Genomic DNA, 23804 nt, shown 5'->3' with positions numbered 1-23804 from the left:
GACGCCTACAGCCCAGCCAGAAGTGCTTCGGCCCGAGGCTGGTCGCTGGATTTGACCCGGCGGGTGACGATGCCGTCGGCAATGCCGAGCACGATAATTTCCCGTGCGCCCTTCTTCACCGCCCGATCGAACCGTTTGCGCGGCGAGCCAGTTGAGAACAGTTCGACCGACAGGCCGGAGGTCCGAAGCCGGGATGCCGAGGCCATCGCAATGCCAAGCGCTGCATCATCCTCAACGACGATGGCGACATCCATGACCTCGGGTGCCGGAGCATCGATCAGCATCGCCAGCCGCTCGATCCCCGCCGCCCAGCCAATCGCCGGCGTGTGCGGTCCGCCAAGCTGCTCAACCAGGCCATCGTAGCGCCCGCCGGCGATGACAGTGCCCTGCGCGCCAAGGCGGTCGGTGACGAATTCGAAGGCGGTATGGCGGTAATAATCGAGACCGCGCACCAGATGCGGGTCCAGTTGATAAGCTACTCCCGCCGCATCCAATCCGGCACGGACTTCGCCAAAGAAATCTTCTGCTTCTGGCGACAGCGCAATCGTCGGCGCGGAGTCAGCGAGAGGCCGATCACGGGGGTCCTTGCTATCGAGGATCCGAAGCGGATTCCTTTCGAGCCGTTCCTGGCTGTCCTCACTGAGTTCCGAACGATGAGCAGAGAAATGCTCGATCAGGGCCGAGCGCCACGCTTCACGGCTGGCGGCGTCGCCCAACGTGTTGAGCTTTAGGGTCACACCATCGATGCCAAGCTCCGCCAGCAGCTGCGATCCAAACGCCAGCAGCTCGACATCCGCCTGGGCCTCGGCAGCGCCGATGATCTCTGCGTCGAGCTGATGAAACTGGCGGTAGCGTCCCTTCTGTGGGCGCTCGTAGCGGAATGCTGCGCCATGGGTTGCGACCCTTAGCGGTGCAAATTGTTGCCAGCCCTCGCTCAAATAGGCGCGCGCGATTCCGGCGGTGAATTCGGGCCTCAGCGTGATCGAATCACCCGAACGGTCATTGAACGAATACATTTCCTTGGACACGACGTCCGTCGTCTCGCCCATCGTGCGGGCAAACACCTGGGTCGGCTCGATCAGCGGCACTTCGACCCGCTTGAAGCCGAATAGGCGGCGCACGCGATCGAAGGCGGCGACCACTTCATGGAAGCGGTCGGCCTCTTCGCCGAGTAGGCTCTGGGTGCCCCTGACGGGCTGCGGCGTCGAACTCATCGAAAGGGCCTGTAGCATTTTTGCGTTTGCAGGGAAGCGCTACCGCTTTAGAGGCCCGCCCATCATGAATATCGACCTGATTCCCGTGGGGCCCAATCCCCCGCACAGCATCAACGTGCTCATCGAAGTGCCGATCGGCGGCGAGCCGGTAAAATATGAGTTCGACAAGAAGAGCGGAGCGATCTTCGTGGACCGCATCCTCCACACGCCGATGCGCTATCCGTGCAATTACGGCTTCATCCCGCAGACTCTTTGCGACGACGGCGATCCCCTCGACTGCCTGGTGATGACCCGCTGGACGCTCCAGCCCGGTTCGGTGATTGCGTGCCGTCCGGTCGGAGTACTCTATCTGGAAGATGAAGCCGGCGGGGACGAAAAGATCCTGGCAGTGCCGATCACCAGCGTGTCGCCCTATTACAAGGACGTCGAGGACTATACCCACCTGCCGCCGATCGTGGTCGAGCAGATCGAGCACTTCTTCACCCACTATAAAGACCTTGAAGCCGAGAAGTGGGTGCGCGTCGGTAAATGGGGTGACGCGGCGGCCGCGCGCCAGGTCGTGCTCGATTCGATTGCCAAGGCCGACGCCGTAAAGGCCTAGCCGTTGGGACGGCTTTCGCCGCCCGGGACCACTCCCCTGCTGGAGCCGATCAGGCCGTAAGCTTGAGCGCGGCGATACAGGCGACAATCCCAAGGATGAGCAGCAGGCGAAGCGTTGTCGTCGGCTCGTCGAAAAACGCCATTCCGACCATCACCGTTCCGACCGCGCCGATCCCGCCCCATACGGCATAAGCCGTGCCCATCGGGATCGAGCGCGCAGCAAGTTCCAGCAGCCCCATGCTGATCCCGACCGAAACAAGAAAGGCCAGCGTCCAAGGAACGTTGCGAAAACCTTCGACGAAGCGCAGCGACGTGGTGAACCCAACCTCGAACATGCCGCCGAGGATCAGCCAGAACCAAGCCATTTGCACTCCTTCCCGAACCGCTGGACGGGCAGCGACTTTCGTTTATCTTCATGCCTCATGGCAGCCACGCGAACCATCGGCAATCGCCTCGCCCCGCCCAAATTCATCATCTTCTTCGTCGTGCTGGCGGCGGGCGGTGCGCTGGTTAGGTCGGTGCTGGCGCCGGCACATGCGGCAATGGTTGCCTTCGATCTCGCCGCGGGGATTTTCCTGCTGATCTGCTTGCCATTGCTGCGCCATGAAGCCGCGGCAATGCGCAAGGCCGCTCGTGAGAACGATGCCAATCGTGTGGTGATGCTGATACTGACCGTGGTCCTGTCGCTGGTGATCCTGGTCACGGTCGCCGGAGAATTGGCTGGAGAAGGGCACCCCTCACCGGTCGAGAAGCTGCTGGTGGCGGCGACTCTGGTACTTGCATGGACGTTTGCCAATACCGTCTACGCACTCCACTACGCCCATCTCTATTACAGCTGCGGGAAGGCCGGCGACATGCGCGGGCTTGATTTCCCCGGCGATCGGGATGAGCCCGACTATTCCGACTTCGTCTATTTTTCGTTCACGCTGGGCATCGCACTGCAGACGTCAGATGTCTGCATCAGCTCGCCTCGGATCCGACGGATCGTGACGGGTCATTGCGTAGCTGCGTTCGTTTACAATCTTGGCGTGCTCGCACTGGCAATCAACATCCTCGCAACGCACTGATGCTTCAGGCTGTCGCTTCCAGTGCGGGATGTTCAACCTTGCGCGTCCGTGCCGCGACAAGACATCCAGCGACAATCAGCGCCGCACCCGACAGGGTGAACGGTGACACCGTCTCGTTGAACCGCAACCAGCCGAGCAGCATGGCCCAAAGGAACGCACTATATTCCGTGGTCGAAAGATAGGCGGCGCCGGCACGTGCATAGCCCCATCCGAGCAGCATCAACGACCCGATCGCAAGGGCGGCTGCAAGGACCAACTCTCCCCAATGGCCGGAAGGTATCGGTGGCGCTCCCATTATTGGAATGGAGGCCAGCAGGACGCCGCCAATCACAAGGTTCTGGAAGAAGGCAATCTCGATCGGTCCGGCATGCTGCGCCTGCTGGCGCATAACGATGATGTTGAAGGCATAGATCAGCGCTGATCCAAGAATTGCAAAGCTACCGAGAAGCGCCGCCGGGCCGAGATCGGCCTGTGCCTGGCCAATGAAGATAATGACGACCCCGGCGAAGGCAGCCAGCGAGCCGCCTACGGTCCGCTTGCCGATCGGCTCGTGCAGAATCAGCGCGGCCAGCACCAAAGCGATCAGCGGGGCGATGAATGTCAACGCGACGGCCTGCGCCATTGGCACTCTCGCTAGGCCCCAGAAGAACAGGATGGCCATCGGCACCATCATCGTGCCGCGTAACAGGTGCAGGCGCAGGGCAGTGCCCCGCGGCCAAGGATTGCGGGTGGCAAAGTAGGGGACAGCTGCCATCGCGATGCCAATCAGGCATCGCCACAGCAACGTCGGATAGGTTCCGATCGCCAGCGTCAGCCCCTTCATCACCATGTCCATGATCGAAAACAGCGCGATTCCCGCGACCGCTGCGGCATAGGCGGGTAGGGGGGTATGCGGCGCGCTCATCCACGCCATTTAGCCGAAGCGCGCTCCCGCGCCAGCCCTGGCGTCCGGACGATCAGCGGAAACATGTAACGAGCATTTGACCGTCTATTCGGCGGCTTCACCGATGCGGCTCACTCGCCCGATCTCCAACTCGTCGACGCGAAGCTTGCGAATATGCGCCTTGCCGATCCACAGGCGTCCGATCGCAAGTGCGCCGAGTGCCACTGCACCCATCGCGAGCGCCCCAAGCGCCGCCGCTCCCACTAAACTTGATCCGGAGGCGGAAACTCCGGTCGCGGCAGCGCCCGTCGCCGACGAACGGACGACAGTCTTCATTCCGCTGCCTCGAACGCGGCCTGCGCTGCCTCGATCTCGGCTGCCTTTTGTTCGACAAGACGAACGATATGGTCGATCATCTCCGCGTCTTGGACATGGTGATCGGTGACGCCCGAAAGATAGACCATATGCTTGCCCTGGCCGCCGCCGGTGATGCCGATATCGGTTTCGCGGGCCTCGCCCGGACCGTTGACGACGCAGCCCAGCACCGAAAGAGACATCGGCGTGCGGATATGCTGCAGCCGTTCCTCCAGCTTCTCGACCGTGCGGATCACGTCGAAACCTTGCCGGGCGCAGCTTGGGCAGGAGACGACCCGTACGCCCCGACTGCGGATGCCAAGGCTTTTGAGGATCTCGTAGCCGACCCTCACTTCCTCCTCTGGTTCGGCGGACAGCGAAACCCGGATCGTGTCGCCGATCCCGGCCCAGAGCAGCGAACCGATCCCGATCGCCGACTTGACCGTTCCGCCGACAAAGCCGCCCGCCTCGGTAATGCCCAGATGGAGCGGACAATCAACCTGGCCTGCCAGTTGCTGATAGGCGGCGACTGCCAGGAACAGATCGCTGGCCTTCACCGCGACCTTATATTCGCGGAAATCATGATCCTCGAGGATGCGGATATGATCGAGCGCGCTTTCGACCAAAGCCTCAGGACAGGGCTCTCCATATTTTTCGAGCAGGTCCTTTTCGAGGCTGCCGGCATTGACCCCAATACGGATCGCGCAACCGTTCGCCTTCGCGGCACTGATCACTTCACGCACCCGCTCGGCCGAGCCGATATTGCCTGGATTGATGCGCAGGCACGCCGCGCCGGCATCCGCGGCCTCTAGCGCGCGCTTATAGTGAAAATGAATATCGGCGACGATCGGTACGTTGGCGGCGCGAACAATCTGTCGCAACGCTGCGGTCGATTCGACGTCCGGACATGACACCCGGATTATATCGACTCCCGCTTCCTCGCAGCGCCGGATCTGATCGATCGTCGCCCTGGCGTCCGAAGTCGGAGTGTTGGTCATGGTCTGCACCGTCACCGGCGCATCACCGCCGACGGCGACGTTACCGACCATGATCCGGCGCGATTGACGGCGGTCGATGTCACGCCAAGGACGAATTGAAGACATGCAGGCGCATATAGTCGCTGACCTCATTGCGGCCAACCCAAGCCCCGATTCGCCGTGGTAAACGGCACATGTTATGGGAGGTTTACGAAACTAGAGGCGGGGTGGCTGAATGGCCGAGCTTGCCCAATTGACGCGATCCATTCGGGGGGCTGCTTTCCGCTCGCGGCGTCCTGCGCCCCAGCACCGCTACATGGCATTCCTTAGTTACAGCCACGACGACGCCGAGATGGCCGACTGGCTTCACGAAGCGCTTGAGGAATTTCACGTTCCGCCTCGGCTGGTCGGCAAGTTGACGGACCACGGGCCAATCCCAAAGCAACTCGCGCCCATCTTTCGCGACCGCCACGAGCTGGCTGCAGCCAGTGATCTGGGCGAAGAAATTGAGGAAGCTATCGCAGGGTCGCGCTTCCTGATCGTGCTTTGTTCGATGTCGGCAGCGAAATCACGCTGGATCGACGAGGAAATTGCCTGCTTCAAGCGCCTACACCGCGAAGACCGCATCCTCGCGGCAATTATCGACGGGGAACCGTTCGCCAGTGATGATCCTGGCCACGAGGCGGAAGAATGTTTCCCGGCGGCACTGCGCGTCCATTTCGACCGTCGCGGAAGACCTACCGCACAGCGCGCGGAGCCGATCGCCGCAGACCTTCGAGATGGCGGCGACGGACGGAAGATGGGGCTGCTAAAGATTGCCGCGGGAATGATGGGCGTTGGCCTCGACGATCTCGCCCAGCGCGAGGCGCAGCGGCGACATCGCAGGCTCTACGCCATTACCGCGGCCTCGGTTGCCGGAATGCTGGTGGCCAGCGGCCTGGCCTACACCGCAATCGATGCACGTGACGAAGCGCGTGATCAGCGGCGGGAGGCCGAAGGATTGATCGGCTTCATGCTTGGCGACCTGCGCGACAAGCTGGAGCCTGTCGGACGCCTCGACGTGCTCGACGCTGTGGGGGCGCGGGCGCTGGCCTATTATGAGAAGCAGGACAAGACCAGCTTGTCGGACGAAGCGCTGGCGCAACGATCGAAGGCCCTTACGCTGATCGGCCAGATTGCCGCATCGCGCGGCGATCTTGACGGGGCGTTGCGCCGCTATCGCGAGGCGCTGGCCGGCACTGCAGAGGAATTGCGCCGCTTCCCCAATGACCCGCAGCGCATGTACGACCATGCCCAGAGCGTATTCTTTGTCGGCGAGACTGCCCGCTTGCGCGGCCAAATCGATGAAGCCGCGGTCCAATTTCGCGAATATCGGCGTCTTGCGCAACGGATGATGGCCCTGCAGCCCGACAATCCCAAATGGCAGCTTGAGGGGGTCTATTCGGCAAGCAACCTGGGGATCGTTGAGCTTCAACAAGCGAAATATGTTGCCGCGGTCGAAACCTTCCAGACCTCTGTAAGGGCGATGGATCGGTTGCTGGCCGCCGAGCCGAACAATGTCGAATATCTGCAGCTCATGGAGAATGCGCTCGCCTATTATGCCGATGCGCTTGACCGCGCGGGAAAGCTCGACCTCGCTATCCAACAGCGGGAACACCAGCTTTCCTTGCTCGCGCCCTACCTGGCCCAGGATCGACCAGACGCGAACTTGCGGCAGCATGCCATGATCGCGAACATGCATTTGTCGCTGCTACGATTTGCGCGGGGCGAAACCCAGTCGGCAGTACAGAATGCAGCTGCTGCAGTGGAAGTCGGCCGGCAACTGGTGGAACTCGAACCCGCTAATGCCGACTGGAAAGGCAGAAGCGCGGATACGCAGCTGAACCAGGCTCTTCTTTTGCTTCGCTCCGGCCGAATTGGCGACGCCGGGCAATTAGCCGAAGCGGGGTGCGCCAAAACAGACTCGTTGATGGTACGCGACCCAAGCATTATCGCATGGCGCGACGGGGATCGCGAATGCCTTCGGCTGCGTGCAGAGATGGCCATGCGCGGGGGATCTCGCGCCGAATCCCTGGCTATTGCTCGTCAACTTCTAAATTCGATTCGTGCCGACAACCCGCAAAGTCCAAAGGAACGGTTCGCTCCGGCGCAGGCGCTAAAATTGATGGGCGACCTGCAGTGGCTGGCTGGCGACCGGTCAGGTGCAAGGGCATCATGGACAGCCGGTCTCTCCGTCTGGCCAAAGAACCTTGCCGAGACGCCGCGCCAGCTTGCTGAACGCGGTGAAATGCTGCGCGGTATCGGACGGCGTGCAGAAGGAATGCGGATTGCATCGCAGTTGGCATCAATGGGTTATCGCCAATCGCTCAGCGACCGCGCCAAACTTTAACCAGCAAGGAGCAGGGGGTGCATCATGCCAAAAGTAAAAGACATGGACATCGACGTGATCGTGACCAAGGCCAGCAATCCAAAAGGAGTCACGTTCGAACTGGATGACGGAAACGGAAAAACGCAAAGCCTGGATTTCAAAAACGACAAGCATCCCGGGATCATAATCTACTTCAACATCGTCGACCCCGATGAAACCGGCCTAGTGTTCAAGCCGACCCCGTCCAATGCGTTGTGGGTTGAGTCTCAGGGTACGCCACCGGCATGCCCTACGTCGCCTTCCACATGGAATCAGTTCGTCCCCCTGAGTGTCGAGCGGAGCGGCAAGCAGCTTATCGTCTACAATCGCAACAAGGCGCAAAAGCAATTTGCATTCACATTTTGGTTTGAGTGGCCGGGTGGGAAGTCCGTCGACTATGACCCGATCGGCAACAACCAGAACGGTCAAAGAGAGTAGAGCGGCGAACTTGGCGCGCGAGGCCTCTGGTCATTCCGGGCATTTGGGGGCAGCCTCATTGCATCGTGACGAACGTTAAGCGAGCAGGCGAGATAGCCCGCGTACCAAGAGCAGGCGTGCAATCGAGCGCGCCGCCGCGTCCGCCGTTTGCCTTGAGCCTTGGGGTCACCGGCCACCGATCAGCGTCACTCGGTGAAAACATGGCCGACGTGGCGTCGCGCATTGACGAGGTGGTGCGTGAGATTACCGCGACGGCAAGCGAGTTGTTCGCTGCCAATGCCGACTGGTTCGCCGAGGGGGCGCCCCGGTTTTCAATAGTATCGCCGTTGGCCGACGGTGCCGATCAGATTGCGGCCAATGCCGCCACCGCCAACGGCTATGGGTTGCAGGTCGTGCTTCCGTTCCCGCGTGAGCAGACTCGGCGCGATGTCCCTGAAGCATATCGTGCCGACTTCGACCGGCTTGCCGACTCCGCGTCGCGCTTCCTCGAATTGCCCGGCGACGCGACCGATCCGCTCGATGCCTATGTCATGGCCGGCAGGGCCATAGTTGCTCAATCTGACCTGCTGATAGCAGTCTGGGATGGCGAAGTGCCGCGCGGCCGTGGCGGTACCGGCGAAGTTGTTGAGTTAGCGCTGTCTCGTGGAACTCCGATCGTCCACGTACCGGTCGACCCGCGCAAGCCGGTGTCCCTGCTTTGGAGCGCTTACGATCCGGCAGTGCTTACTTTGCACAGCGACTATGTCGACCGCCGTCCATTCGACAGCGATCATATGGCTGCCCTGCTCGAACTGCTGCTGGCGCCGCCCCGGGACATGCGCGAGCGAGCTTATCTGGCAACATTCTACAACGAACGTTCACGTCAATTCCGGGCAAGGGTTGAATATCCACTTCTGCTGGCGACGGCCGGGGTCTCAAGCTTCGGGGCGAAGGATTTCCGAGCGACCCGAACCGCCGAACTGCGTGAAGCAGAATGGGAGCGATATTGCGAGGCGTGCGCGGATCGCCACGGCGTGAATTTGCCGCTCGACCTGATTGGCGACGCCAATAGCTGGAGCGACCAGCTGGCCAACCATTTCGCCCAAAATTACCATAGTGGCCATGTGCTCAATTTCAGCCTGGCTGCGCTTGCGGTCGTTATCGGATTCGCCGGGTTCATGCTGTCCGGATCGAAGCTGCCGCTGGCAGCGATCGAATGCGTGCTGGCGCTGATCATCATCCTCAACACGCGCTTCGGAATCCGCCACGAATGGCACCGTCGCTGGCTCGATTATCGCCAGCTGGCCGAACGGCTTCGGCCGCTAAGAAGTTTGAAGTTGCTTGGCATCGCCGCGCCCGATCCTCCCGGAAGCCCGACTAACCCGGTCGCCCGTCGCTGGATCGATTGGTATGCTGCCGCGGTATGGCGGGCAAGCGGATGCCCAGCCGGCAGGATTGCTCCGGAAGCCGTACCGGCCCTAGCCGAATCGATCGCGGCGCACGAAGTCGACCCGCAGGTCGAATATCATCAGGCACAAAGTCATCAGATCATGCTGCTCGACCACCGGTTGGGGAAGATCAGCTCGGCCATATTTTGGACGATCTTGCTAACCTCTGCTGCGACAATTGTCGCGTTGCTGCTTGCACCTGACTGGGTCGAGCGCTTGCAATATTGGCTGACCCTGGTTTCGGCCGGACTGCCGGCGATCGGCGCGGCAATTTTCGGGATTCGCTTCCAAGGTGATTTTGGCGGCAGCGCGCTCCGTTCGAATTCGACCTCCGCATCGCTCGCCGGGCTGGCGCGGGAGTTGCGGTCCGACAAGATCGGCCTGATGCGTGCTGCCGACTTGGGCGAGCAGGCCGCGCGAGCGATGTTTTCCGACCTGACCGAATGGCGGCGCCAAATTTAAGCAAGGGTCCAACTCGGCGAAGCAATGGCCTTAGCCGGCGCTGCTGGGCGATTTTGGGGGCCGGCCGCGACGAGCTGGTGTCGGCGCATCGAGCTTGATGCCCCTGGCTCTTAGCGCCTCGCGCAACAAGCACTCCACTTGGGCATTGACGCTTCGAAGCTCCGCGGCGGCGGCGCGCTCAACCGCCACCCACAATGCAGGATCGACCCTCAATGGGTAGGCTTTGCGCTCATCGCCCACCGGCCCGTCCCTACTGGTAGAGCGTGCCAGTATTTACGACAGGCTGGGTGTCGCGCTCGCCGCAGAGGACCACCATAAGGTTCGACACCATCGCCGCGCGTCGCTCATCGTCCAGATGCACGACATTCTTCTCACTCAATGCATCGAGCGCCATCTCAACCATGCCTACCGCGCCGTCAACCAAAGTGCGGCGGGCCGCCACGATTGCCTGCGCCTGCTGTCGGCGCAGCATCGCACCGGCGATTTCCGTGGCATAGGCCAGATGGGTGAAGCCGCATTCGTCGATTGTAATTCCGGCTACCGCGAGGCGGGCGATCAATTCCTTCCTCAGCTCGCCGCCAACCTCGTCATGGTGACCGCGAAGGGTCACCTCGAGATGTTCGAAATCGTCATACGGATAGCGCGAGCCGATCGTACGAATTGCAGCTTCGACCTGGACCCGGACGAACTCCCTATAATCGTCGACGTCGAACAGTGCCTGTGCGGTGTCGACCACGCGCCAGACGATCTGCGCTGCCATCTCGATCGGATTGCCGCGCAGGTCGTTGACCTTGATCTTGTCGCTGATGAAATTGTTGGCGCGGACCGATACCTTTTTGCGCATCAGCCAAGGGAGCACCCAGCGCAGGCCGGTCGCGCGGTCGGTGCCCTTATAGTCACCGAACAGGGTGATTGCCGCTGCCTGGTTGGGTTGGAGCATGTAAAAGCCGCTGGCGACAAAGATCAGAACGAAGGGCGCTACGATGACTGTCGCCAATTGAAGAGGGCCTTTGTTGTCGCTTGCTAGTTCGAGGATGGCCCAAACCTGCGCGATGAGCGCCAGCAGCAGTACAAAGAGCATCAGGTAACCGCTTGCCGTCGAGGCCGAGCGCTCCCGACTGCTGTTCAGCGCAATCACATTCGACTCGGTCATCAGTCTCTCCCTTTATTTGATATCAAATTAATATCGTATTACTCACCGGTCAACTGGAATTGCAATCGTCCCCGCGCTAGGGCCTGCCGATGAGCTGGAAACTGGTTATCCATGGCGGATCGGGATCGATGCGTCGCGGCGCGTTGGCGGCCGAGCTGGATGAAGCGGGACGCATTGGCCTCAGCGCATCGCTCGATGCCGGCGAAGCGATCCTTTCGGCAGGCGGCACCGCGCTTGACGCGGTCGAAGCAGCGTCACGCGTTCTCGAGGAAGATCCCTGCTTCAACGCCGGGCGTGGCAGCGTGTTGGCATTTGACGGCCATGTGGAGCTGGACGCATCGATCATGGACGGCCGAGACCGCCGCTGCGGCGCTGTGGCAGGCCTGCGCTCGACCCGTGCACCGATCAGCGCTGCCCGCGCGGTAATGGAGCAAAGCCCGCATGTCCTGATGAGCTATGAAGGCGCCGATGATTTCGCCTGCGAGGTGGGATTGGAGCAGGTTCCCAACCGTTGGTTCGTCACGGCCGAGCGGCGTCGCCAATTGGACGAATTGCTCGCGCGCGGCAGCGAAGCGTTCGATGCCGACATCAAATATGGAACGATTGGCGCGGTTGCCGTCGACGCAAATGGCCATGTTGCCGCGGCCACCTCAACCGGAGGACTGACCGCCAAGCGTTGGGGCCGCATCGGGGACTCGCCGCTGATTGGAGCCGGCACCTATGCTGACGATCGCGCTGCTGCGGTCAGTGCCACCGGCCTCGGCGAGATATTCATCCGTGCCGCCGCCGCCCATGAGCTGTGCGCGCGCGTCCGAATGAGCGGTGCGGAACTCAAAGAAGCGTTGGATGGGGTGCTCGCCGATATCCAGGCGCTCGGCGGCAATGGAGGATTGATTGCCGTGTCGCCTGAGGGGGAGGCTGCCTGGGGCTTCACGACTCCAGGAATGTACCGAGGCATGGTTGGGCCCGAAGGCCGCTGCGTCGCAATTTACGACGAGGAGTCGGAACGATAAGGCAAAGCCTCTCGCGCCCACTCGAGCTCCATCCGAACCGCTTCACGTTCCCGCGCAAGGAAGTCGGCGACTGCTCGCCGGAAATTGGGGTCCGGAAGGAAATGGGCCGATGGCGTCACTACCGGCTCATAGCCGCGCGTCAGCTTATGCTCTCCTTGCGCGCCGGCCTGAATGGCGGCCAGGCCATGCCTGATCACCCATTCTATCGCCCGATAATAGCTTAGCTCGAAATGGAGGAAGGGACGTTCTTCTGTGGCGCCCCAGTAGCGTCCATAGAGTGTATCGGCGCCGATAAAATTGAGCGCTCCGGCTACTGGCCTTCCATCGTCAAGGGCCAGAAACATCAACGCCGCTTCACTCATTGATTCGCCGATCCGCTCAAAGAATTCCCTTGTTAGATAAGGTCGTCCCCACTTGCGCGCGCCGGTATGCTGATAGAAGCGCCACATGGACGCCCAATGATCGGCGCCAATATCGGAGCCTCGCAGTTCGACGATTTCCAGACCTTCGATCGCCGCTTTCCGTTCCTTGCGGATTGCCTTGCGCTTGCGGCTGGAAAGTCGGCCCAGGAAATCGCCGAAGCTGGAATAGCCACGGTTGAACCAATGATATTGCAGCCCGTCGCGCCGCAGCCAACCGCGCGCCTCTGCGGCCCTTAAATCATCGTCAGTGAGGAATGTGATGTGAGCGGATGACAGTCCGTTCTGCACCGTGATCGTTTCCAGGGCGCCGAGTAACGCGAAACGGTCGTCCCCAAGCAGGCGCGGACCAACACATGGCGTGAACGGTACCGCAACCTGCAGCTTGGGATAATAGCTACGCCCTGCGCGCTCCCAGGCATCGGCCCAGCCATGGTCGAACACATATTCGCCCTGGCTGTGGGTCTTCAGATATGCCGCCGCGGCCGCAACGGTGCGCCCGTCGCGTTCAACGAGGATCGGCAATGGGCTCCAGCCGGTGCCGGTTCCAACGCTTCCGGATTCTTCAAGTAAAGATAGGAAAGCATGGCCGACGAATGGGTCGTCCCGGCCCGCCAACGCATCCCATTGTAATGCCGGGATCGCCGAGACGCCGTTCGCAATCGTCGCGACGATTTCAGATTCGCGGTCTGCCATCGCTTTCCCAGATAAGTGCGTCGGCGTGAACTTCACCTGTCTCGCGGTCGGAAGGCGTGCGGATCGTCCAGCTGTAAATCCATCGCTGGCGGCGAGCTTTTGCAACCCATGTTCGGCCAAGCACGGCGCAATCGATAGCGAGAAAATGTGGCGACGCCTTGAGGGTCGACCGCCACCGATCGAGCGCCGACGCTCTTGAGGAAATGATCAGGCCGCGCCTGGCATGAGGCGCGTGACGGGCGAACCATTTGCCTACCCCCGGTTCGAAACTCATCACGCCGACCTGTCCGGCGTAATTGGCCAGTTCGTCGGAAACGGCGGATGAAATCCGGGCCGAATTGCCGCCACGGCATTTAATTTCGATCAAGATTGGGACCCGGCCCGCAGTCAGCTCGAGCAGTTCACTGAGCAGCGGTATATGCTCGCCGCTGTCGTAAAGTTTCTGGCCGGCCAGAACCGCAGCGGTGGTCGACTCCACCGCGAGGGCCGAAGCGCAAAGCCGGCGGAGATCATGATCGTGAAAAACCACGACCTTGCCGTCGCTCGACAGCCGCACGTCGCACTCGATCCCGGCGCCCGCCTCGATCGCGGCGCGGAAGGCCGCGAGGCTATTCTCGGGAACTCCCGCCCCGTGGAGCCCGCGATGCGCGAACCCCATCGGACCTGGGTCCAGTGGGTCAGGGCCGAATTTGGACGACCGCATCCACCTCGACCGCGACGCCGAGCGGCAGAACCGGCACGCCTACCGCGGACCGCGCATGACGCCCAACCTCGCCGAACACCTCTTGCATCAACTCGGATGCACCGTTGGCGACCTTGGGCTGGTCGATAAAGTCGCCGTGACTGTTAACGAACACGCCCAGTTTGACGATGCGCTCGACCCGGTCGAGCGAGCCAAGCGCGGCCTTGATTTGGGCAAGCAGCATGATGCCGCAGCGGCGCGCGGCAGCCTGTCCGGCCTCCAGCTCCATATTCTCGCCCAGCCGGCCTTTGATGAGGCTGCCGTCCTCGGCGAAGCTGATCTGGCCGGAGATGTGCAGCAGGCCGTTGGCTTCGACTGCAGGGACATAGGCGGCGACCGGAGCGGCTGGCTCGGGAAGCGTGATGCCGAGTTCGGCAAGGCGTTGTTCGATGCTCATGGCGCGCGCTTGGCCCCGTCGCTGGCGCTCGTCAACCCTCGTGCCGGTGGACTGCGAAGCCCGCCCAGCTTTGCGTGGTCGGCATCAGCTCGATCGCGTTGATGTTGAGGTGAGGCGGCAAGGTCGCGACCCACCAGATGGTCTCGGCAATGTCCTGCGCGGTCATCGGGTCCATGTTTGCGTAAAGCGCGTCGCTCGCCGATTGATCGCCACCGGTGCGAACCAAGGTGAACTCGGTTTCGACCATGCCGGGCTCGATCGATGTGACGCGCACTCCGGTGCCGGCGAGATCGCAGCGCAGGCCCAGCCCGAACTGGCGGACGAAGGCCTTGGAGCCCGCGTAAACCGCGCCGCCCCGATAGGGATAGGTGGCGGCTACCGATGAAAGGTTGATGATCGCGCCCTTACGCTCAATCAGCCGTGGCAGCAGCGTACGAGTAAGAGCCACCAATCCGGTGACATTCGTATCGATCACGACATCAAGCGGTTCCTGGCCGGCATCCTGCAAATTGCTCATTGGCGGCGCGAGCCCGGCATTGTTGAGCAACAGATCGATGCCGCGATAACGCTCCGGCAAAGCATCGCGTGCCGGCCCGAAATCGTCGGGGCAGCGCATGTCGAGCATCATCGGGTAGAAAAAATCGCCCAATTCGGTGGCTAGTTCGTCGAGCCGGTCGCGGCGGCGACCAGTGCCGACGACCTGCCAGCCTTCGGAAACGAATTTGCGCGCTGTGGCCGCCCCGATTCCTGCAGTAACTCCGGTGATGAAGACCGTTTTGTTCATTTCGCACCTAGTCGTTCGATGATCCATTCCGACGCGGTCTGCCAGTCGTCAATCCGCGCATGGGCATGCTCGGCGGTGGGCACGGCAGGAGCCAGCCTCGGCTCTGCTACCATGTGCAGCCGATGCACCTCGGGCGCATGCTTCGCGACCGAGGCATGATGCACTGGCAAATCGTCAACGAAGGCGGTCGCACCCGCTCCATATCGCTCGATAATTGCGCGCGCCGGCACGCCCTTCCCGCCGCGATTGCACACCACCTCATGTCGGATGCCGTGGCGGGCAAGCTGGTCGACCCGCCAGGGATGAGCCTCGTCGCCCAAATTGGTGAGGATTACGATGTCAGCAACTTCGCCGATCCGCCCCAGCGCATCGACCGCTCCCGGAACGAGCGTCTGGCGATGCATTTCGCCCCTGAAGAACTGCTCGAGCAATGGCCAGACACGGTCTTCGGCGACGGCCTCACCCGTAGAATTGTCGGTCATCGCCCCGCCGAAACTGCCTGTCTCGAACGCAAAGCGGATCCCGTGCACCTCGCCAAGCCAGGCGTCAAAATGGGACACCATGTGAAGCAATACTTCGTCACAATCAGTGATCAGAAGCGGCCGCTTCATTGCTCCAGCCTCATCCGTGCCATGACCATTAATTCCGGTGTTGTTCCAATAATTTGAGCAACTTCGACGAGATCCGGTTCATGCGCTTCGAGGAAGGCCAGCGTCGCAGCAAGCAAACTCCGTTCTCCTGCGCGGGCGCGAAGTTCGTCAGCATCCAGCCCGGTGAGGTCGAGGAACCGCAGCGCGCGTCGTTCGTCGGTCAGCGTCGCGGCTAGTGCGGCGAGGGCGAGCGCCTCGGCGTCATTCGGCGCTTCATTTGTGTGGGGGCTCAACATCGCCTATCTTCGGAAACTGGAAATCGGGGGGTAATCGAGTGGCTAAGATCCTTGTTGTCGAGGACAACGCCCTCAACATCAAGTTGTTCTGCGACCTGCTCTCCGCGCATGGCCATGAGACGGAGCCGGTCACCGACAGCCGCGACGCGCTGGAAGCCGCGCGCGCGTTCAAGCCCGATTTGGTCATCACCGATATCCAGTTGCCCTATGTCAGCGGGATCGAGCTGATGGAGATGCTTCGCGCTGACCGGGAACTGAAAGACGTGCCGATCATGGCCGTAACAGCCTATGCCGCGGTTGGCGACGATGAGCGGATCCGGGCGGCAGGCGCGCAGGCTTATGTGTCCAAGCCCATTTCGGTCATTCGCTTCGCCGAGACCGTCGACCAGCTGCTCGAAGACGGCAGGGTTGTCGAAGGATCGAGCCACTCCAGCCAGTGAGCCGGGCTGGGCAGGATGATCTGCCGGTTGTGGATCGGCGCCACTTCCGGGCTCGGCTCGGCGGTAAGCAGGCTGAATGCTTCTCCAACGTCGGGCGAATTGCGTGTCACCGCTGCGATCCCCAGCAGACCGCCCTCCACCGATGAGAATAGCCATCGGTCCTTGCGCTTTGCCTTCGGATCCTCGGGCGCGGTAAACTCGTAAAAGCCATCGGCGATTGCCAGGCAGCGATTGGAAAAGCTGCGCCCTTCCGAGCGGAGATTGAACACCGGCTTGCCCTGCTGGCCAGGCCAGCTCCAGCGCCGCTCGACCATCATCAGCCCGTCTTCACTCATTTTCACGATCGGTGCGCGATCGGTGATTCGGATGTCACGCGGCTCAAGATTGGGAATGCCTTCAGGGAAGCTCAGCTGCAGCCCCATGTCGGCAAACAGCCGGCGTATGGCGTCGGCCCCTTTGTGCAAACGATAGAGATTGCACATAGCCTGCCGCCCCTTCGCCTAGTCGAACAGGCTTGAAACGCTACTTTCGTCGGCAATGCGGTGGATCGCCTCACCGAACAGCGGCGCGATCGTCAATCGGCGGATCCTGTCGCCCTCACTCAGCCCCTCGCGGTAAATCGTGTCGGTGACGACCAGTTCGGTCAGCACGCTGGCGCCAACGCGGGCCTCGGCTGCTCCCGACAGGACGCCATGGCTGCAATAGGCGATGACCTCAGTTGCCCCTTGCTCCTTCAGCGCTGCCGCGGCGTTGCATAGCGTTCCCGCCGAATCGACAATGTCGTCGACCAGCACGCAGCAGTGGCCCTCTACGTCGCCGATGATGTTCATGACTTCGGATTCGCCAACGCGCTCGCGGCGCTTGTCGACGATCGCCAGCGGCGCATTATCGAGCCGCTTCGCCAGGCTGCGCGCCCGGACCACGCCGCCGACGTCAGGCGACACGACCATCAGATTCTTGTTGGCGTAACGGGCCTGGATGTCGGCAGCCATAACCGGCGCGGCCCAGAGATTGTCGGTCGGGATGTCGAAGAAGCCCTGGATCTGCCCGGCGTGGAGATCCATCGTCAGTACCCGGTCGGCGCCGGCGACGGTGATGATGTTGGCGACCAGTTTTGCCGAAATCGGGGTGCGCGGACCCGGCTTCCGGTCCTGCCGGGCATAGCCGAAATAGGGGATGACGGCAGTGATCCGCTTGGCCGAGGCGCGCTTCAGCGCGTCGATGCAAATCAACAATTCCATCAGATTGTCGTTGGTTGGGAAGCTGGTCGACTGGACCACGAACACGTCCTCACCGCGGACATTCTCCTGGATCTCGACGAACACTTCCTCGTCGGCAAAGCGCCGGACGCTGGCCTCGGTCAGCGGAAGCTCGAGATAGTCGGCGATCGCCCGCGCGAGCGGCAGGTTCGAATTCCCGGCGAGCAATTTCATTTGTGACGATCCCGTGTCGGTGGCCCCAGCGCCCCTTAGAAAGGGGCGGGCGATAGGGCAAGGTTGCCATGGCAGGCTCAATCACTAAATCGGTCCTGTGACCGATCGCCTGCGCATCGCCCTCTGCCAATTGAGTCAGCGCGTTGGCGACCTGGCGGGAAATGCCGAAGCGATTCTGGAGTGGCGGGAAAAGGCCGCCGCGGAGGGTGCCGACCTGGTCATGGTGCCCGAATTGCAACTGATCGGATATCCGCCCGAAGACCTGGTGCTGAAGCCTGAATTTGTCCGCCAGACGATGGAACAGGCCGAGCGACTCATCGATTCCACGGGCGATGGCGGTCCGGCGCTGCTGTTCGGCACCGTCCACGCTGAGGACGGAATGAATTTCAATGCCGTGATCCTGACCGAGGACGGCCAGATGATCGGACGAACGCTGAAGCACGAGCTGCCCAACTACGGCACCTTCGACGAGAAGCGCATCTTCGCCAATGGGCCGCTGCCGGAGCCCATCCTGTTCCGGGGCGTGAAGCTGGGCATTCCGATTTGCGAGGACATTTGGCGTGAGGCCGTTTGTGCGCATCTGGTCCAGGCGGGTGCGGAATTGCTGCTGGTCCCCAACGGCAGCCCCTATGAGAATGACAAGGACGATCAGCGGCAGCGCCTGGTCCGCAGCCGGGTAGTCGAGACCGGTCTCCCAATAATCTACCTCAATCGGGTCGGCGGTCAGGACGAATTGGTGTTCGACGGGTCGAGCTTCGTCACCAACGATGACGGAAGTATCGCGGTTCAAATGCCGGATTTCGAGGAGGCGATGGAGCTCACCGATTGGGTTCGCACCCCCAATGGCTGGCACTGCGAACCGGGCGTTAAGGCCAGTCTCTCGCCCTACCCAGAGGATATGTACCGGGCGATGATGGTCGCCCTTCGCGATTATGTCGCGGCCAATGGCTTTCCCGGAGTTATCCTCGGCCTGTCGGGCGGCATCGACAGCGCGCTGTCGGCCGCGGTGGCCGTCGACGCGTTGGGCGCCGACAAGGTGTGGTGTGTGATGCTGCCGTCGAAATACACCGGCGGCGAGAGCCTTGAGGATGCAGCCGAATGTGCCCGGCTGCTCGGCGTGCGCCATGACGTCATCCCGATTGTCCCCGGGGTTCAAGCGCTCGATGAGATGCTCGACCAGGCCTTTGCGAACACGCCGCCGGGCCTGGCTGAGGAGAATATCCAGTCGCGCCTCAGGATGGTGACGTTGATGGCGCTTTCGAATCGCTTCGGCCACATGCTGCTGACCACTGGCAACAAGAGCGAAATGTCAGTCGGCTATGCAACGCTCTACGGCGACATGGCTGGCGGCTATTCGGTGTTGAAGGACGCCTACAAGACGACCTGCTTCGCCCTGTCGCGGTGGCGCAATGCCAATCGTCCGAAGGGTGCGCTCGGTCCGGCGGGGGCGGTGATGCCGCAGCGGGTGATCGACAAGCCGCCAACTGCGGAGCTCCGTCCCAACCAGAAGGACGAAGACAGCCTGCCGCCCTATCACCTGCTCGACCGGATCCTCGAAGCGTTGGTTGAAAGGGAGATGTCCGTCACGGAGGCCGTCGCACTCACCGGGGCAGACCCCGACATCGTCGCCGATATCGAGCGGAAACTGCTCCGCGCCGAATATAAGCGCCGCCAGGCCCCACCCGGGGTCAAGCTCGGTAGCCGCAATTTCGGCCGCGACCGGCGCTACCCGATCACCAACGCCTTCCACACCAGCTAGCGTCAAACGCTGGATCGCCTATAGGCGGGCCATGACCGTCGTTACACGTTTCGCGCCATCGCCAACCGGCCGGCTTCACGTCGGCAATATCCGTACGGCGCTTCATAATTCGCTGTTCGCGCTCAAGCATGACGGCCGTTTCCTTCTTCGGATCGACGACACCGACCTGGAACGATCGAAGGAAGAATATGTCGAAGCGATTGTAACCGATCTCAATTGGCTCGGCCTCAAGGCTCATGCCATGGTCCGCCAGTCGGAGCGCTTCGCACTTTATGAGCGCGAGTTCGACCGACTGAGGGCGGCCGGCCGAGTCTATGCTTGCTATGAAACCTCTGAGGAGCTCGACCTCAGACGCAAGGTCTTGCTGGGCCGTGGCCTGCCCCCCGTTTATGAGCGAAAGGCCGAGGGGTCTCCGGTGCCTGAAGGCATTGCCCCGCACTGGCGGTTCAAGCTCGATCACGATGCGCCGATCGAGTGGGACGATTTGGTACGCGGCCACCAGAAGTTTGATCCGAGGCTGATCAGCGACCCTGTAATTCGCCGCGCCGACGGCAGCTGGCTCTACCTGTTGCCGAGCGTGATCGACGACATCGACCTTGGCATTACCCATATCGTCCGCGGCGAGGATCATGTGTCGAACAGCGCCGTGCAGTTGCAGATGTTTGACGCGCTCGGCGCGCGGCACCCCCATTTCGCGCACGAAGCACTATTGGTTGCGGCCGAAGGAAAGCTGTCCAAGCGGCTCGGCTCGACCGGAGTCGATGCGCTTCGTGATGCGGGGATCGAGCCGATGGCCCTGCTGTCGCTGTTAGCCCGATTGGGTACCTCCCAGCCGGTCGAACCAAAGACCGGCCTCGCCGTGCTTGCGGAGGGCTTCGACTTTGCTACCTTCGGCCGAGCGCCCGCCCATTTCGACCTGAATGAAGTCGAGCAGCTCAACGCCAAGCTGCTCCATCATCTCGACTATTGCGAAGTAGCGAACCGCCTGCCTGAAGAAGTGGGCGAGGCCGAGTGGCTCGCGCTGCGCGGCAACCTCGCGCACTTGGGAGAGGCGGCCGATTGGCTGGCGGTCCTCAATGGCGCGATTGATCCTCCGGAAGTCGTGCAAGACGACAAGCCGCTTCTGGCCGAAGCGGCTCGCCTTGCCGGGGAACTCGATTGGGCCGGCGATCCGTGGCGGGAGTTGACCGATGCATTGAAGGCTTCGACCGGGCGCAAGGGCCGTGGGCTGTTCCACCCATTGCGTAGCGCGCTCACCGGGCGTGATTCGGGTCCTGAGATGGGACCGCTTATCAAGCTTATCGGCCAGCAGCGGAGCATCGATCGGCTAGTGGCTGCCGCCAACTAGCTGAAAGCGGGGCACATCCTTCCGAGGAGGAAGCCACGCTTCAACTCAGGCTGTCGATCGACACGCGCGGCCGGGTGACCGTGGTCGAATCGATCGGCCCGGCCGACCCCGGCTTCCTTGAGGCGGCACGACGTCACATCCTTCGTGCCTGGCGCTACAAGCCGGCATTGGAAGATGGCGTGGCCGTTCCCTCGTCCACGGTCATCAATCTCAGCTTCCGGTTGGAGGACGTGTGAGCATCGCGGTAGCGCGGGGCTGGCAGTATCCGCCTCCCCGCCCTATCTTCGCGGACATGGCAGTCTTTCCCCCGATGTTCGGCCCGCGTGCGGCTTTGGCCGACCTAAAGGCGTTTCTTCGCCAGCGCAGCCGAGAGCAGGTGATCGCCGCGGCGCTGGCGGTGCTGGTGACAATCATCATCCTCATCATTTTCTTCGTCGATTCGAAGATCAACACCGCGGCCCCGCCGACCGTTGTCTTCGTCGAGAATTATCCGGCCACTCGGACGGACGCCGAAATCAAGGCCGACCAGAAGAAGGCTTCCGAGGAGCGGCGCAAGGCTGAGGAAGCGAAGCGCAAGCAGTTCCAAGAGCTCGAGAAGAAATTCGGCATTGAGTGACGCGTCGCTGATGCGTGAGGCGGCACGGCTGGGCGAAGCGGCCCGCGGCCGAACCGCCCCCAACCCCAATGTCGGCTGCCTCATCGTGCAAAGCGGCAAGATTGTCGGCCAGGGAGAAACTGCGCCAGGCGGACGGCCTCATGCCGAGGCGGTGGCACTGAAACAGGCGGGTAAGAAGGCCAAGGGCGCGACGCTTTACACCACGCTGGAACCCTGCGCCCATGCCAGCGACCGCGGCCCGACCTGCTCGGCGCTGATCATTTCGGCCGGAATCGCCCGGGTCGTGATCGGCATCAAGGATCCCGATCCGCGCACCGCCGGCCAGGGCATCAAGATGCTGAGAAAAGCCGGGATAGACGTGAAGTGCGGGGTAGCGAAAGACGCCGCGCGCGCCAGTCTGTCCGGCTATCTGAGCCGGATTGAGCGAGGCCGGCCGCGCATCACGCTAAAACTGGCGCTGTCGATCGATGGCAAGATCGCACTCCCTTCAGGGGAATCCAAATGGATCACGGGGGAAGATGCGCGCGCCCATGTCCATCTGGAGCGTGCCCATAGCGACATGATCCTGGTCGGGCGCGGCACCTATAATGCCGACCGGCCGAAGCTTGACGTGCGCCTACCGGGCCTCGAAGACTGGTCTCCACGTCGGGCGCTGTTGACTCACGGCGATACTGTTGAAGGGTGGGAAATCCTTTCTTCTCCGCAGGATGTTCATCGACTTCATGACGTCAACGACCTGTTGGTCGAGGGCGGATCGGCCACCGCGACGGCATTCCTTTCCGCTGACCTGGTCGACCGTATCCTGATCTACCGTGCTCCGATCCTTGTCGGAGAAGGCAAGTCCAGCGTTGGGTACATCGGCCTGGACGCCATTGCCGACGCTCATGGGCGGTGGAAGGCGGCCGACGGCACCGGCCTTGGCATCGACCGGCTCGAAGTCTACGAGCGCGTCCGCGACGAGGAGGCGGGCTAGTGTTCACGGGAATCATTACCGATGTCGGCACGGTTCGCTCGGTCGAACAGCGCGGCGACCTCCGCCTGATCATCGGCTGTTCCTACGACATGGACACGGTCGACCTCGGCGCCTCGATCGCTTGCTCTGGCGCCTGCCTGACAGTAGTGGACAAGGGCGATGACTGGTTTGCGGTCGATCTTAGCCAGGAAAGCGCATCGCGTACCGCGCCGGGGCTGTGGACCAAGGGATCGCGGCTCAACCTCGAACGTGCACTGCGCGTCGGCGACGAGCTCGGCGGCCATATCGTCACCGGCCATGTCGACGCGGTGGCGACTGTCACCAAAGTCGAGGAAGTGGGCGGAAGCCTTAACGTCACAATCGAAGTGCCACGCGCGCTGGGCAGCGCCATCGCCCCCAAGGGCTCGATCGCGCTCGATGGCGTCTCGCTTACCGTCAATCAGGTTGAAGACGCAGGAGACGCAACGCGCTTCACCGTCAACCTCATCCCACACACAGCCAACCACACCACATTGGGTGACATCGCAGTGGGTCGGAAGCTCAATTTCGAAATCGACGTGCTGGCGCGATATCTTCAGCGAATGGCTGAGGCGCGAGGATGACCCCCACAATTACCGCGTTCGAAAGCTCCCCTGACCGAGGACGGGGACTGGCGCGGGACATGGCGGTTCGCTGGGCCTTGGAGGAAGTCGGACAGCCTTACGGCGTTCGGCTGGTTTCGTTCAAAGAGATGAAAGCGCCGGCGCATCTCGCGCTCCAGCCGTTCGGGCAGATTCCGACCTATCAGGAAGGCGATCTGGCCCTGTTCGAGTCCGGCGCGATCGTGCTGCATATCGCCGAGGGCCATCCCGGCCTTCTTCCCGGAGGAGCCGATGGCCGGGCGCGCGCGATCGCCTGGATGTTCGCCGCCAAGAGTACGATCGAGCCCGTCATCGTCGAGTGCGAGGTCGCCAAGCTGATGGAAGGTGACAAGAAGTGGACGGCAGAGAGGCTGCCGATGATCATCGACCGTATCCGCGACCGGCTGCGCCGGCTGTCCAGCCGGCTGGGCGATGCCGAATGGCTCGACGGGCCGTTCAGCGCCGGCGACCTTTTGATGATTAACGTATTGCGCCGTCCTGGCGCGTTTGCGCTGCTGGACGAATTTCCGAACCTGGCCGCCTACGTCGCCCGGGGCGAGGCGCGGCCGGCATTCAAGCGCGCATTCGAAGCTCAACTCGCGGTTTTCACAAATCAGGCAGCGACTACCAGCGCATAATGTGATTTCTCCCTAAGTTATGATGCATTCCTTCTAGATTATCACATTCTGGTGTGAT

Annotated in this window: 28 protein-coding genes and 1 pseudogene; 14 read left to right on the top strand and 15 right to left on the bottom strand. The window is 62.0% G+C overall.

Annotated elements, in window-relative coordinates; all coding sequences use genetic code 11:
* Positions 1-5 precede the first annotated feature (5 nt).
* Positions 6-1214, bottom strand: coding sequence for a histidine--tRNA ligase (gene hisS, locus LVY65_RS08240; RefSeq protein ID WP_235067558.1), 1209 nt, complete (start codon positions 1212-1214; stop codon positions 6-8).
* A 64-nt stretch (positions 1215-1278) separates the two neighbouring features.
* Between hisS and ppa the strand changes: the two genes are divergently transcribed.
* Positions 1279-1815, top strand: a complete 537-nt coding sequence (ppa, locus tag LVY65_RS08235) for an inorganic diphosphatase (protein ID WP_235067557.1) — start codon at positions 1279-1281, stop codon at positions 1813-1815.
* A 49-nt stretch (positions 1816-1864) separates the two neighbouring features.
* On the opposite strand, the gene LVY65_RS08230 is transcribed toward ppa, so the two are convergent.
* Entirely contained in the window at positions 1865-2179 is a 315-nt protein-coding gene (locus LVY65_RS08230; protein WP_235067556.1) for a DMT family transporter, read from the bottom strand.
* A 57-nt stretch (positions 2180-2236) separates the two neighbouring features.
* Between LVY65_RS08230 and LVY65_RS08225 the strand changes: the two genes are divergently transcribed.
* Positions 2237-2881 (top strand): DUF1345 domain-containing protein, encoded by a 645-nt coding sequence (locus LVY65_RS08225; RefSeq protein ID WP_235067555.1) that lies wholly within the window; start codon positions 2237-2239, stop codon positions 2879-2881.
* A 4-nt stretch (positions 2882-2885) separates the two neighbouring features.
* On the opposite strand, the gene LVY65_RS08220 is transcribed toward LVY65_RS08225, so the two are convergent.
* From LVY65_RS08220 to ispG, 3 genes are all read right to left on the bottom strand, one after another.
* Positions 2886-3785 carry a DMT family transporter gene (locus LVY65_RS08220; RefSeq protein WP_235067554.1) on the bottom strand — a complete coding sequence of 300 codons (900 nt, stop codon included), beginning with the start codon at positions 3783-3785 and terminating at the stop codon, positions 2886-2888.
* A gap of 84 nt (positions 3786-3869) precedes the next feature.
* Positions 3870-4100 (bottom strand): hypothetical protein, encoded by a 231-nt coding sequence (locus LVY65_RS08215; RefSeq protein ID WP_235067553.1) that lies wholly within the window; start codon positions 4098-4100, stop codon positions 3870-3872.
* Complete coding sequence (ispG, locus tag LVY65_RS08210; protein WP_235067552.1) at positions 4097-5221, bottom strand: flavodoxin-dependent (E)-4-hydroxy-3-methylbut-2-enyl-diphosphate synthase; 1125 nt, start codon at positions 5219-5221, stop codon at positions 4097-4099. The genes LVY65_RS08215 and ispG overlap by 4 nt, the downstream gene beginning before the upstream one ends.
* A gap of 190 nt (positions 5222-5411) precedes the next feature.
* Between ispG and LVY65_RS08205 the strand changes: the two genes are divergently transcribed.
* The 3 genes from LVY65_RS08205 (at position 5412) to LVY65_RS08195 (ending at position 9829) form a co-directional block, all read left to right on the top strand.
* The gene (locus tag LVY65_RS08205) at positions 5412-7484 is read left to right on the top strand and encodes a TIR domain-containing protein (RefSeq protein WP_235067551.1); all 2073 of its coding nucleotides are present in this window, start codon (positions 5412-5414) and stop codon (positions 7482-7484) included.
* A 42-nt stretch (positions 7485-7526) separates the two neighbouring features.
* Positions 7527-7940 carry a hypothetical protein gene (locus LVY65_RS08200; protein WP_235067549.1) on the top strand — a complete coding sequence of 138 codons (414 nt, stop codon included), beginning with the start codon at positions 7527-7529 and terminating at the stop codon, positions 7938-7940.
* Between the two features lie 200 nt (positions 7941-8140).
* Entirely contained in the window at positions 8141-9829 is a 1689-nt protein-coding gene (locus LVY65_RS08195) for a DUF4231 domain-containing protein (protein WP_235067547.1), read from the top strand.
* A gap of 30 nt (positions 9830-9859) precedes the next feature.
* On the opposite strand, the gene LVY65_RS08190 is transcribed toward LVY65_RS08195, so the two are convergent.
* Both LVY65_RS08190 and LVY65_RS08185 read right to left on the bottom strand, forming a co-directional pair.
* A complete protein-coding gene (locus LVY65_RS08190; protein ID WP_235067546.1) occupies positions 9860-10069 on the bottom strand; it encodes a toxin-antitoxin system HicB family antitoxin in 210 nt (69 codons plus the stop codon).
* 10 nt (positions 10070-10079) lie between these two features.
* On the bottom strand, positions 10080-10982 hold the full coding sequence (locus LVY65_RS08185; RefSeq protein ID WP_235067544.1) for an SPFH domain-containing protein: 903 nt from the start codon (positions 10980-10982) through the stop codon (positions 10080-10082).
* Positions 10983-11071: 89 nt separating this feature from the next.
* Between LVY65_RS08185 and LVY65_RS08180 the strand changes: the two genes are divergently transcribed.
* Positions 11072-11995 (top strand): isoaspartyl peptidase/L-asparaginase family protein, encoded by a 924-nt coding sequence (locus LVY65_RS08180; RefSeq protein ID WP_235067543.1) that lies wholly within the window; start codon positions 11072-11074, stop codon positions 11993-11995.
* On the opposite strand, the gene LVY65_RS08175 is transcribed toward LVY65_RS08180, so the two are convergent.
* From LVY65_RS08175 to LVY65_RS08150, 6 genes are read right to left on the bottom strand one after another with little or no spacing between them, the layout of a single operon-like run.
* The gene (locus LVY65_RS08175; RefSeq protein ID WP_235067542.1) at positions 11971-13110 is read right to left on the bottom strand and encodes a GNAT family N-acetyltransferase; all 1140 of its coding nucleotides are present in this window, start codon (positions 13108-13110) and stop codon (positions 11971-11973) included. The genes LVY65_RS08180 and LVY65_RS08175 overlap by 25 nt on opposite strands.
* Positions 13091-13768 (bottom strand): glycerophosphodiester phosphodiesterase family protein, encoded by a 678-nt coding sequence (locus tag LVY65_RS08170; RefSeq protein WP_235067541.1) that lies wholly within the window; start codon positions 13766-13768, stop codon positions 13091-13093. The genes LVY65_RS08175 and LVY65_RS08170 overlap by 20 nt, the downstream gene beginning before the upstream one ends.
* A gap of 19 nt (positions 13769-13787) precedes the next feature.
* Positions 13788-14249 (bottom strand): RidA family protein, encoded by a 462-nt coding sequence (locus LVY65_RS08165; RefSeq protein WP_235067540.1) that lies wholly within the window; start codon positions 14247-14249, stop codon positions 13788-13790.
* A gap of 31 nt (positions 14250-14280) precedes the next feature.
* On the bottom strand, positions 14281-15033 hold the full coding sequence (locus LVY65_RS08160; protein ID WP_235067539.1) for an SDR family NAD(P)-dependent oxidoreductase: 753 nt from the start codon (positions 15031-15033) through the stop codon (positions 14281-14283).
* On the bottom strand, positions 15030-15644 hold the full coding sequence (locus tag LVY65_RS08155) for an HAD family hydrolase (protein WP_235067538.1): 615 nt from the start codon (positions 15642-15644) through the stop codon (positions 15030-15032). Before LVY65_RS08155 ends, LVY65_RS08160 begins: the two co-directional genes overlap by 4 nt.
* The gene (locus LVY65_RS08150) at positions 15641-15919 is read right to left on the bottom strand and encodes a DUF3572 family protein (RefSeq protein ID WP_235067537.1); all 279 of its coding nucleotides are present in this window, start codon (positions 15917-15919) and stop codon (positions 15641-15643) included. The genes LVY65_RS08155 and LVY65_RS08150 overlap by 4 nt, the downstream gene beginning before the upstream one ends.
* A 47-nt stretch (positions 15920-15966) precedes the next feature.
* Between LVY65_RS08150 and LVY65_RS08145 the strand changes: the two genes are divergently transcribed.
* A complete protein-coding gene (locus LVY65_RS08145) occupies positions 15967-16359 on the top strand; it encodes a response regulator (RefSeq protein ID WP_328282511.1) in 393 nt (130 codons plus the stop codon).
* Here the strand turns inward: LVY65_RS08145 and LVY65_RS08140 are convergent.
* Positions 16257-16841 carry an SOS response-associated peptidase family protein gene (locus LVY65_RS08140; protein ID WP_235067535.1) on the bottom strand — a complete coding sequence of 195 codons (585 nt, stop codon included), beginning with the start codon at positions 16839-16841 and terminating at the stop codon, positions 16257-16259. The two genes, LVY65_RS08145 and LVY65_RS08140, sit on opposite strands and share 103 nt — an antisense overlap.
* Before the next feature lie 18 nt (positions 16842-16859).
* On the bottom strand, positions 16860-17792 hold the full coding sequence (locus LVY65_RS08135; RefSeq protein ID WP_235067534.1) for a ribose-phosphate pyrophosphokinase: 933 nt from the start codon (positions 17790-17792) through the stop codon (positions 16860-16862).
* A 97-nt stretch (positions 17793-17889) separates the two neighbouring features.
* On the opposite strand from LVY65_RS08135, the gene LVY65_RS08130 reads away from it, so the two are divergent.
* The 7 genes and pseudogenes from LVY65_RS08130 to LVY65_RS08100 all read left to right on the top strand — a co-directional run bounded on the left by LVY65_RS08130 (position 17890) and on the right by LVY65_RS08100 (position 23746).
* Positions 17890-19551: an NAD+ synthase gene (locus tag LVY65_RS08130; protein WP_235067533.1), complete on the top strand. Its 1662-nt coding sequence runs from the start codon at positions 17890-17892 to the stop codon at positions 19549-19551.
* Between the two features lie 31 nt (positions 19552-19582).
* Positions 19583-20899, top strand: coding sequence for a glutamate--tRNA ligase (locus LVY65_RS08125; protein WP_235067532.1), 1317 nt, complete (start codon positions 19583-19585; stop codon positions 20897-20899).
* A gap of 35 nt (positions 20900-20934) precedes the next feature.
* Positions 20935-21135 (top strand): annotated as a pseudogene (locus LVY65_RS08120) (energy transducer TonB); the annotation flags it as partial.
* Between the two features lie 56 nt (positions 21136-21191).
* Complete coding sequence (locus tag LVY65_RS08115) at positions 21192-21515, top strand: hypothetical protein (protein WP_235067530.1); 324 nt, start codon at positions 21192-21194, stop codon at positions 21513-21515.
* 10 nt (positions 21516-21525) lie between these two features.
* Complete coding sequence (ribD, locus tag LVY65_RS08110; protein WP_235067976.1) at positions 21526-22488, top strand: bifunctional diaminohydroxyphosphoribosylaminopyrimidine deaminase/5-amino-6-(5-phosphoribosylamino)uracil reductase RibD; 963 nt, start codon at positions 21526-21528, stop codon at positions 22486-22488.
* Positions 22488-23090 (top strand): riboflavin synthase, encoded by a 603-nt coding sequence (locus LVY65_RS08105; protein ID WP_235067529.1) that lies wholly within the window; start codon positions 22488-22490, stop codon positions 23088-23090. The genes ribD and LVY65_RS08105 overlap by 1 nt, the downstream gene beginning before the upstream one ends.
* Positions 23087-23746, top strand: coding sequence for a glutathione S-transferase family protein (locus tag LVY65_RS08100; RefSeq protein WP_235067528.1), 660 nt, complete (start codon positions 23087-23089; stop codon positions 23744-23746). Before LVY65_RS08105 ends, LVY65_RS08100 begins: the two co-directional genes overlap by 4 nt.
* Positions 23747-23804 lie beyond the last annotated feature (58 nt).

This window comes from Sphingomonas cremea, from assembly GCF_021502585.1.
GTDB lineage: Bacteria > Pseudomonadota > Alphaproteobacteria > Sphingomonadales > Sphingomonadaceae > Sphingomicrobium > Sphingomicrobium cremea.
This window is presented reverse-complemented; position numbering and strand designations above follow the sequence as displayed.

Coding starts and splice junctions, on each gene's coding strand:
- hisS (WP_235067558.1), bottom strand. CDS start 1,214: ATGAGTTCGACGCCGCAGCCCGTCAGGGGCACCCAGAGCCTACTCGGC.
- ppa (WP_235067557.1), top strand. CDS start 1,279: ATGAATATCGACCTGATTCCCGTGGGGCCCAATCCCCCGCACAGCATC.
- LVY65_RS08230 (WP_235067556.1), bottom strand. CDS start 2,179: ATGGCTTGGTTCTGGCTGATCCTCGGCGGCATGTTCGAGGTTGGGTTC.
- LVY65_RS08225 (WP_235067555.1), top strand. CDS start 2,237: ATGGCAGCCACGCGAACCATCGGCAATCGCCTCGCCCCGCCCAAATTC.
- LVY65_RS08220 (WP_235067554.1), bottom strand. CDS start 3,785: ATGAGCGCGCCGCATACCCCCCTACCCGCCTATGCCGCAGCGGTCGCG.
- LVY65_RS08215 (WP_235067553.1), bottom strand. CDS start 4,100: ATGAAGACTGTCGTCCGTTCGTCGGCGACGGGCGCTGCCGCGACCGGA.
- ispG (WP_235067552.1), bottom strand. CDS start 5,221: ATGTCTTCAATTCGTCCTTGGCGTGACATCGACCGCCGTCAATCGCGC.
- LVY65_RS08205 (WP_235067551.1), top strand. CDS start 5,412: ATGGCATTCCTTAGTTACAGCCACGACGACGCCGAGATGGCCGACTGG.
- LVY65_RS08200 (WP_235067549.1), top strand. CDS start 7,527: ATGGACATCGACGTGATCGTGACCAAGGCCAGCAATCCAAAAGGAGTC.
- LVY65_RS08195 (WP_235067547.1), top strand. CDS start 8,141: ATGGCCGACGTGGCGTCGCGCATTGACGAGGTGGTGCGTGAGATTACC.
- LVY65_RS08185 (WP_235067544.1), bottom strand. CDS start 10,982: ATGACCGAGTCGAATGTGATTGCGCTGAACAGCAGTCGGGAGCGCTCG.
- LVY65_RS08180 (WP_235067543.1), top strand. CDS start 11,072: ATGAGCTGGAAACTGGTTATCCATGGCGGATCGGGATCGATGCGTCGC.
- LVY65_RS08175 (WP_235067542.1), bottom strand. CDS start 13,110: ATGGCAGACCGCGAATCTGAAATCGTCGCGACGATTGCGAACGGCGTC.
- LVY65_RS08170 (WP_235067541.1), bottom strand. CDS start 13,768: ATGGGGTTCGCGCATCGCGGGCTCCACGGGGCGGGAGTTCCCGAGAAT.
- LVY65_RS08165 (WP_235067540.1), bottom strand. CDS start 14,249: ATGAGCATCGAACAACGCCTTGCCGAACTCGGCATCACGCTTCCCGAG.
- LVY65_RS08160 (WP_235067539.1), bottom strand. CDS start 15,033: ATGAACAAAACGGTCTTCATCACCGGAGTTACTGCAGGAATCGGGGCG.
- LVY65_RS08155 (WP_235067538.1), bottom strand. CDS start 15,644: ATGAAGCGGCCGCTTCTGATCACTGATTGTGACGAAGTATTGCTTCAC.
- LVY65_RS08150 (WP_235067537.1), bottom strand. CDS start 15,919: ATGTTGAGCCCCCACACAAATGAAGCGCCGAATGACGCCGAGGCGCTC.
- LVY65_RS08140 (WP_235067535.1), bottom strand. CDS start 16,841: ATGTGCAATCTCTATCGTTTGCACAAAGGGGCCGACGCCATACGCCGG.
- LVY65_RS08135 (WP_235067534.1), bottom strand. CDS start 17,792: ATGAAATTGCTCGCCGGGAATTCGAACCTGCCGCTCGCGCGGGCGATC.
- LVY65_RS08125 (WP_235067532.1), top strand. CDS start 19,583: ATGACCGTCGTTACACGTTTCGCGCCATCGCCAACCGGCCGGCTTCAC.
- LVY65_RS08115 (WP_235067530.1), top strand. CDS start 21,192: ATGGCAGTCTTTCCCCCGATGTTCGGCCCGCGTGCGGCTTTGGCCGAC.
- ribD (WP_235067976.1), top strand. CDS start 21,526: ATGCGTGAGGCGGCACGGCTGGGCGAAGCGGCCCGCGGCCGAACCGCC.
- LVY65_RS08100 (WP_235067528.1), top strand. CDS start 23,087: ATGACCCCCACAATTACCGCGTTCGAAAGCTCCCCTGACCGAGGACGG.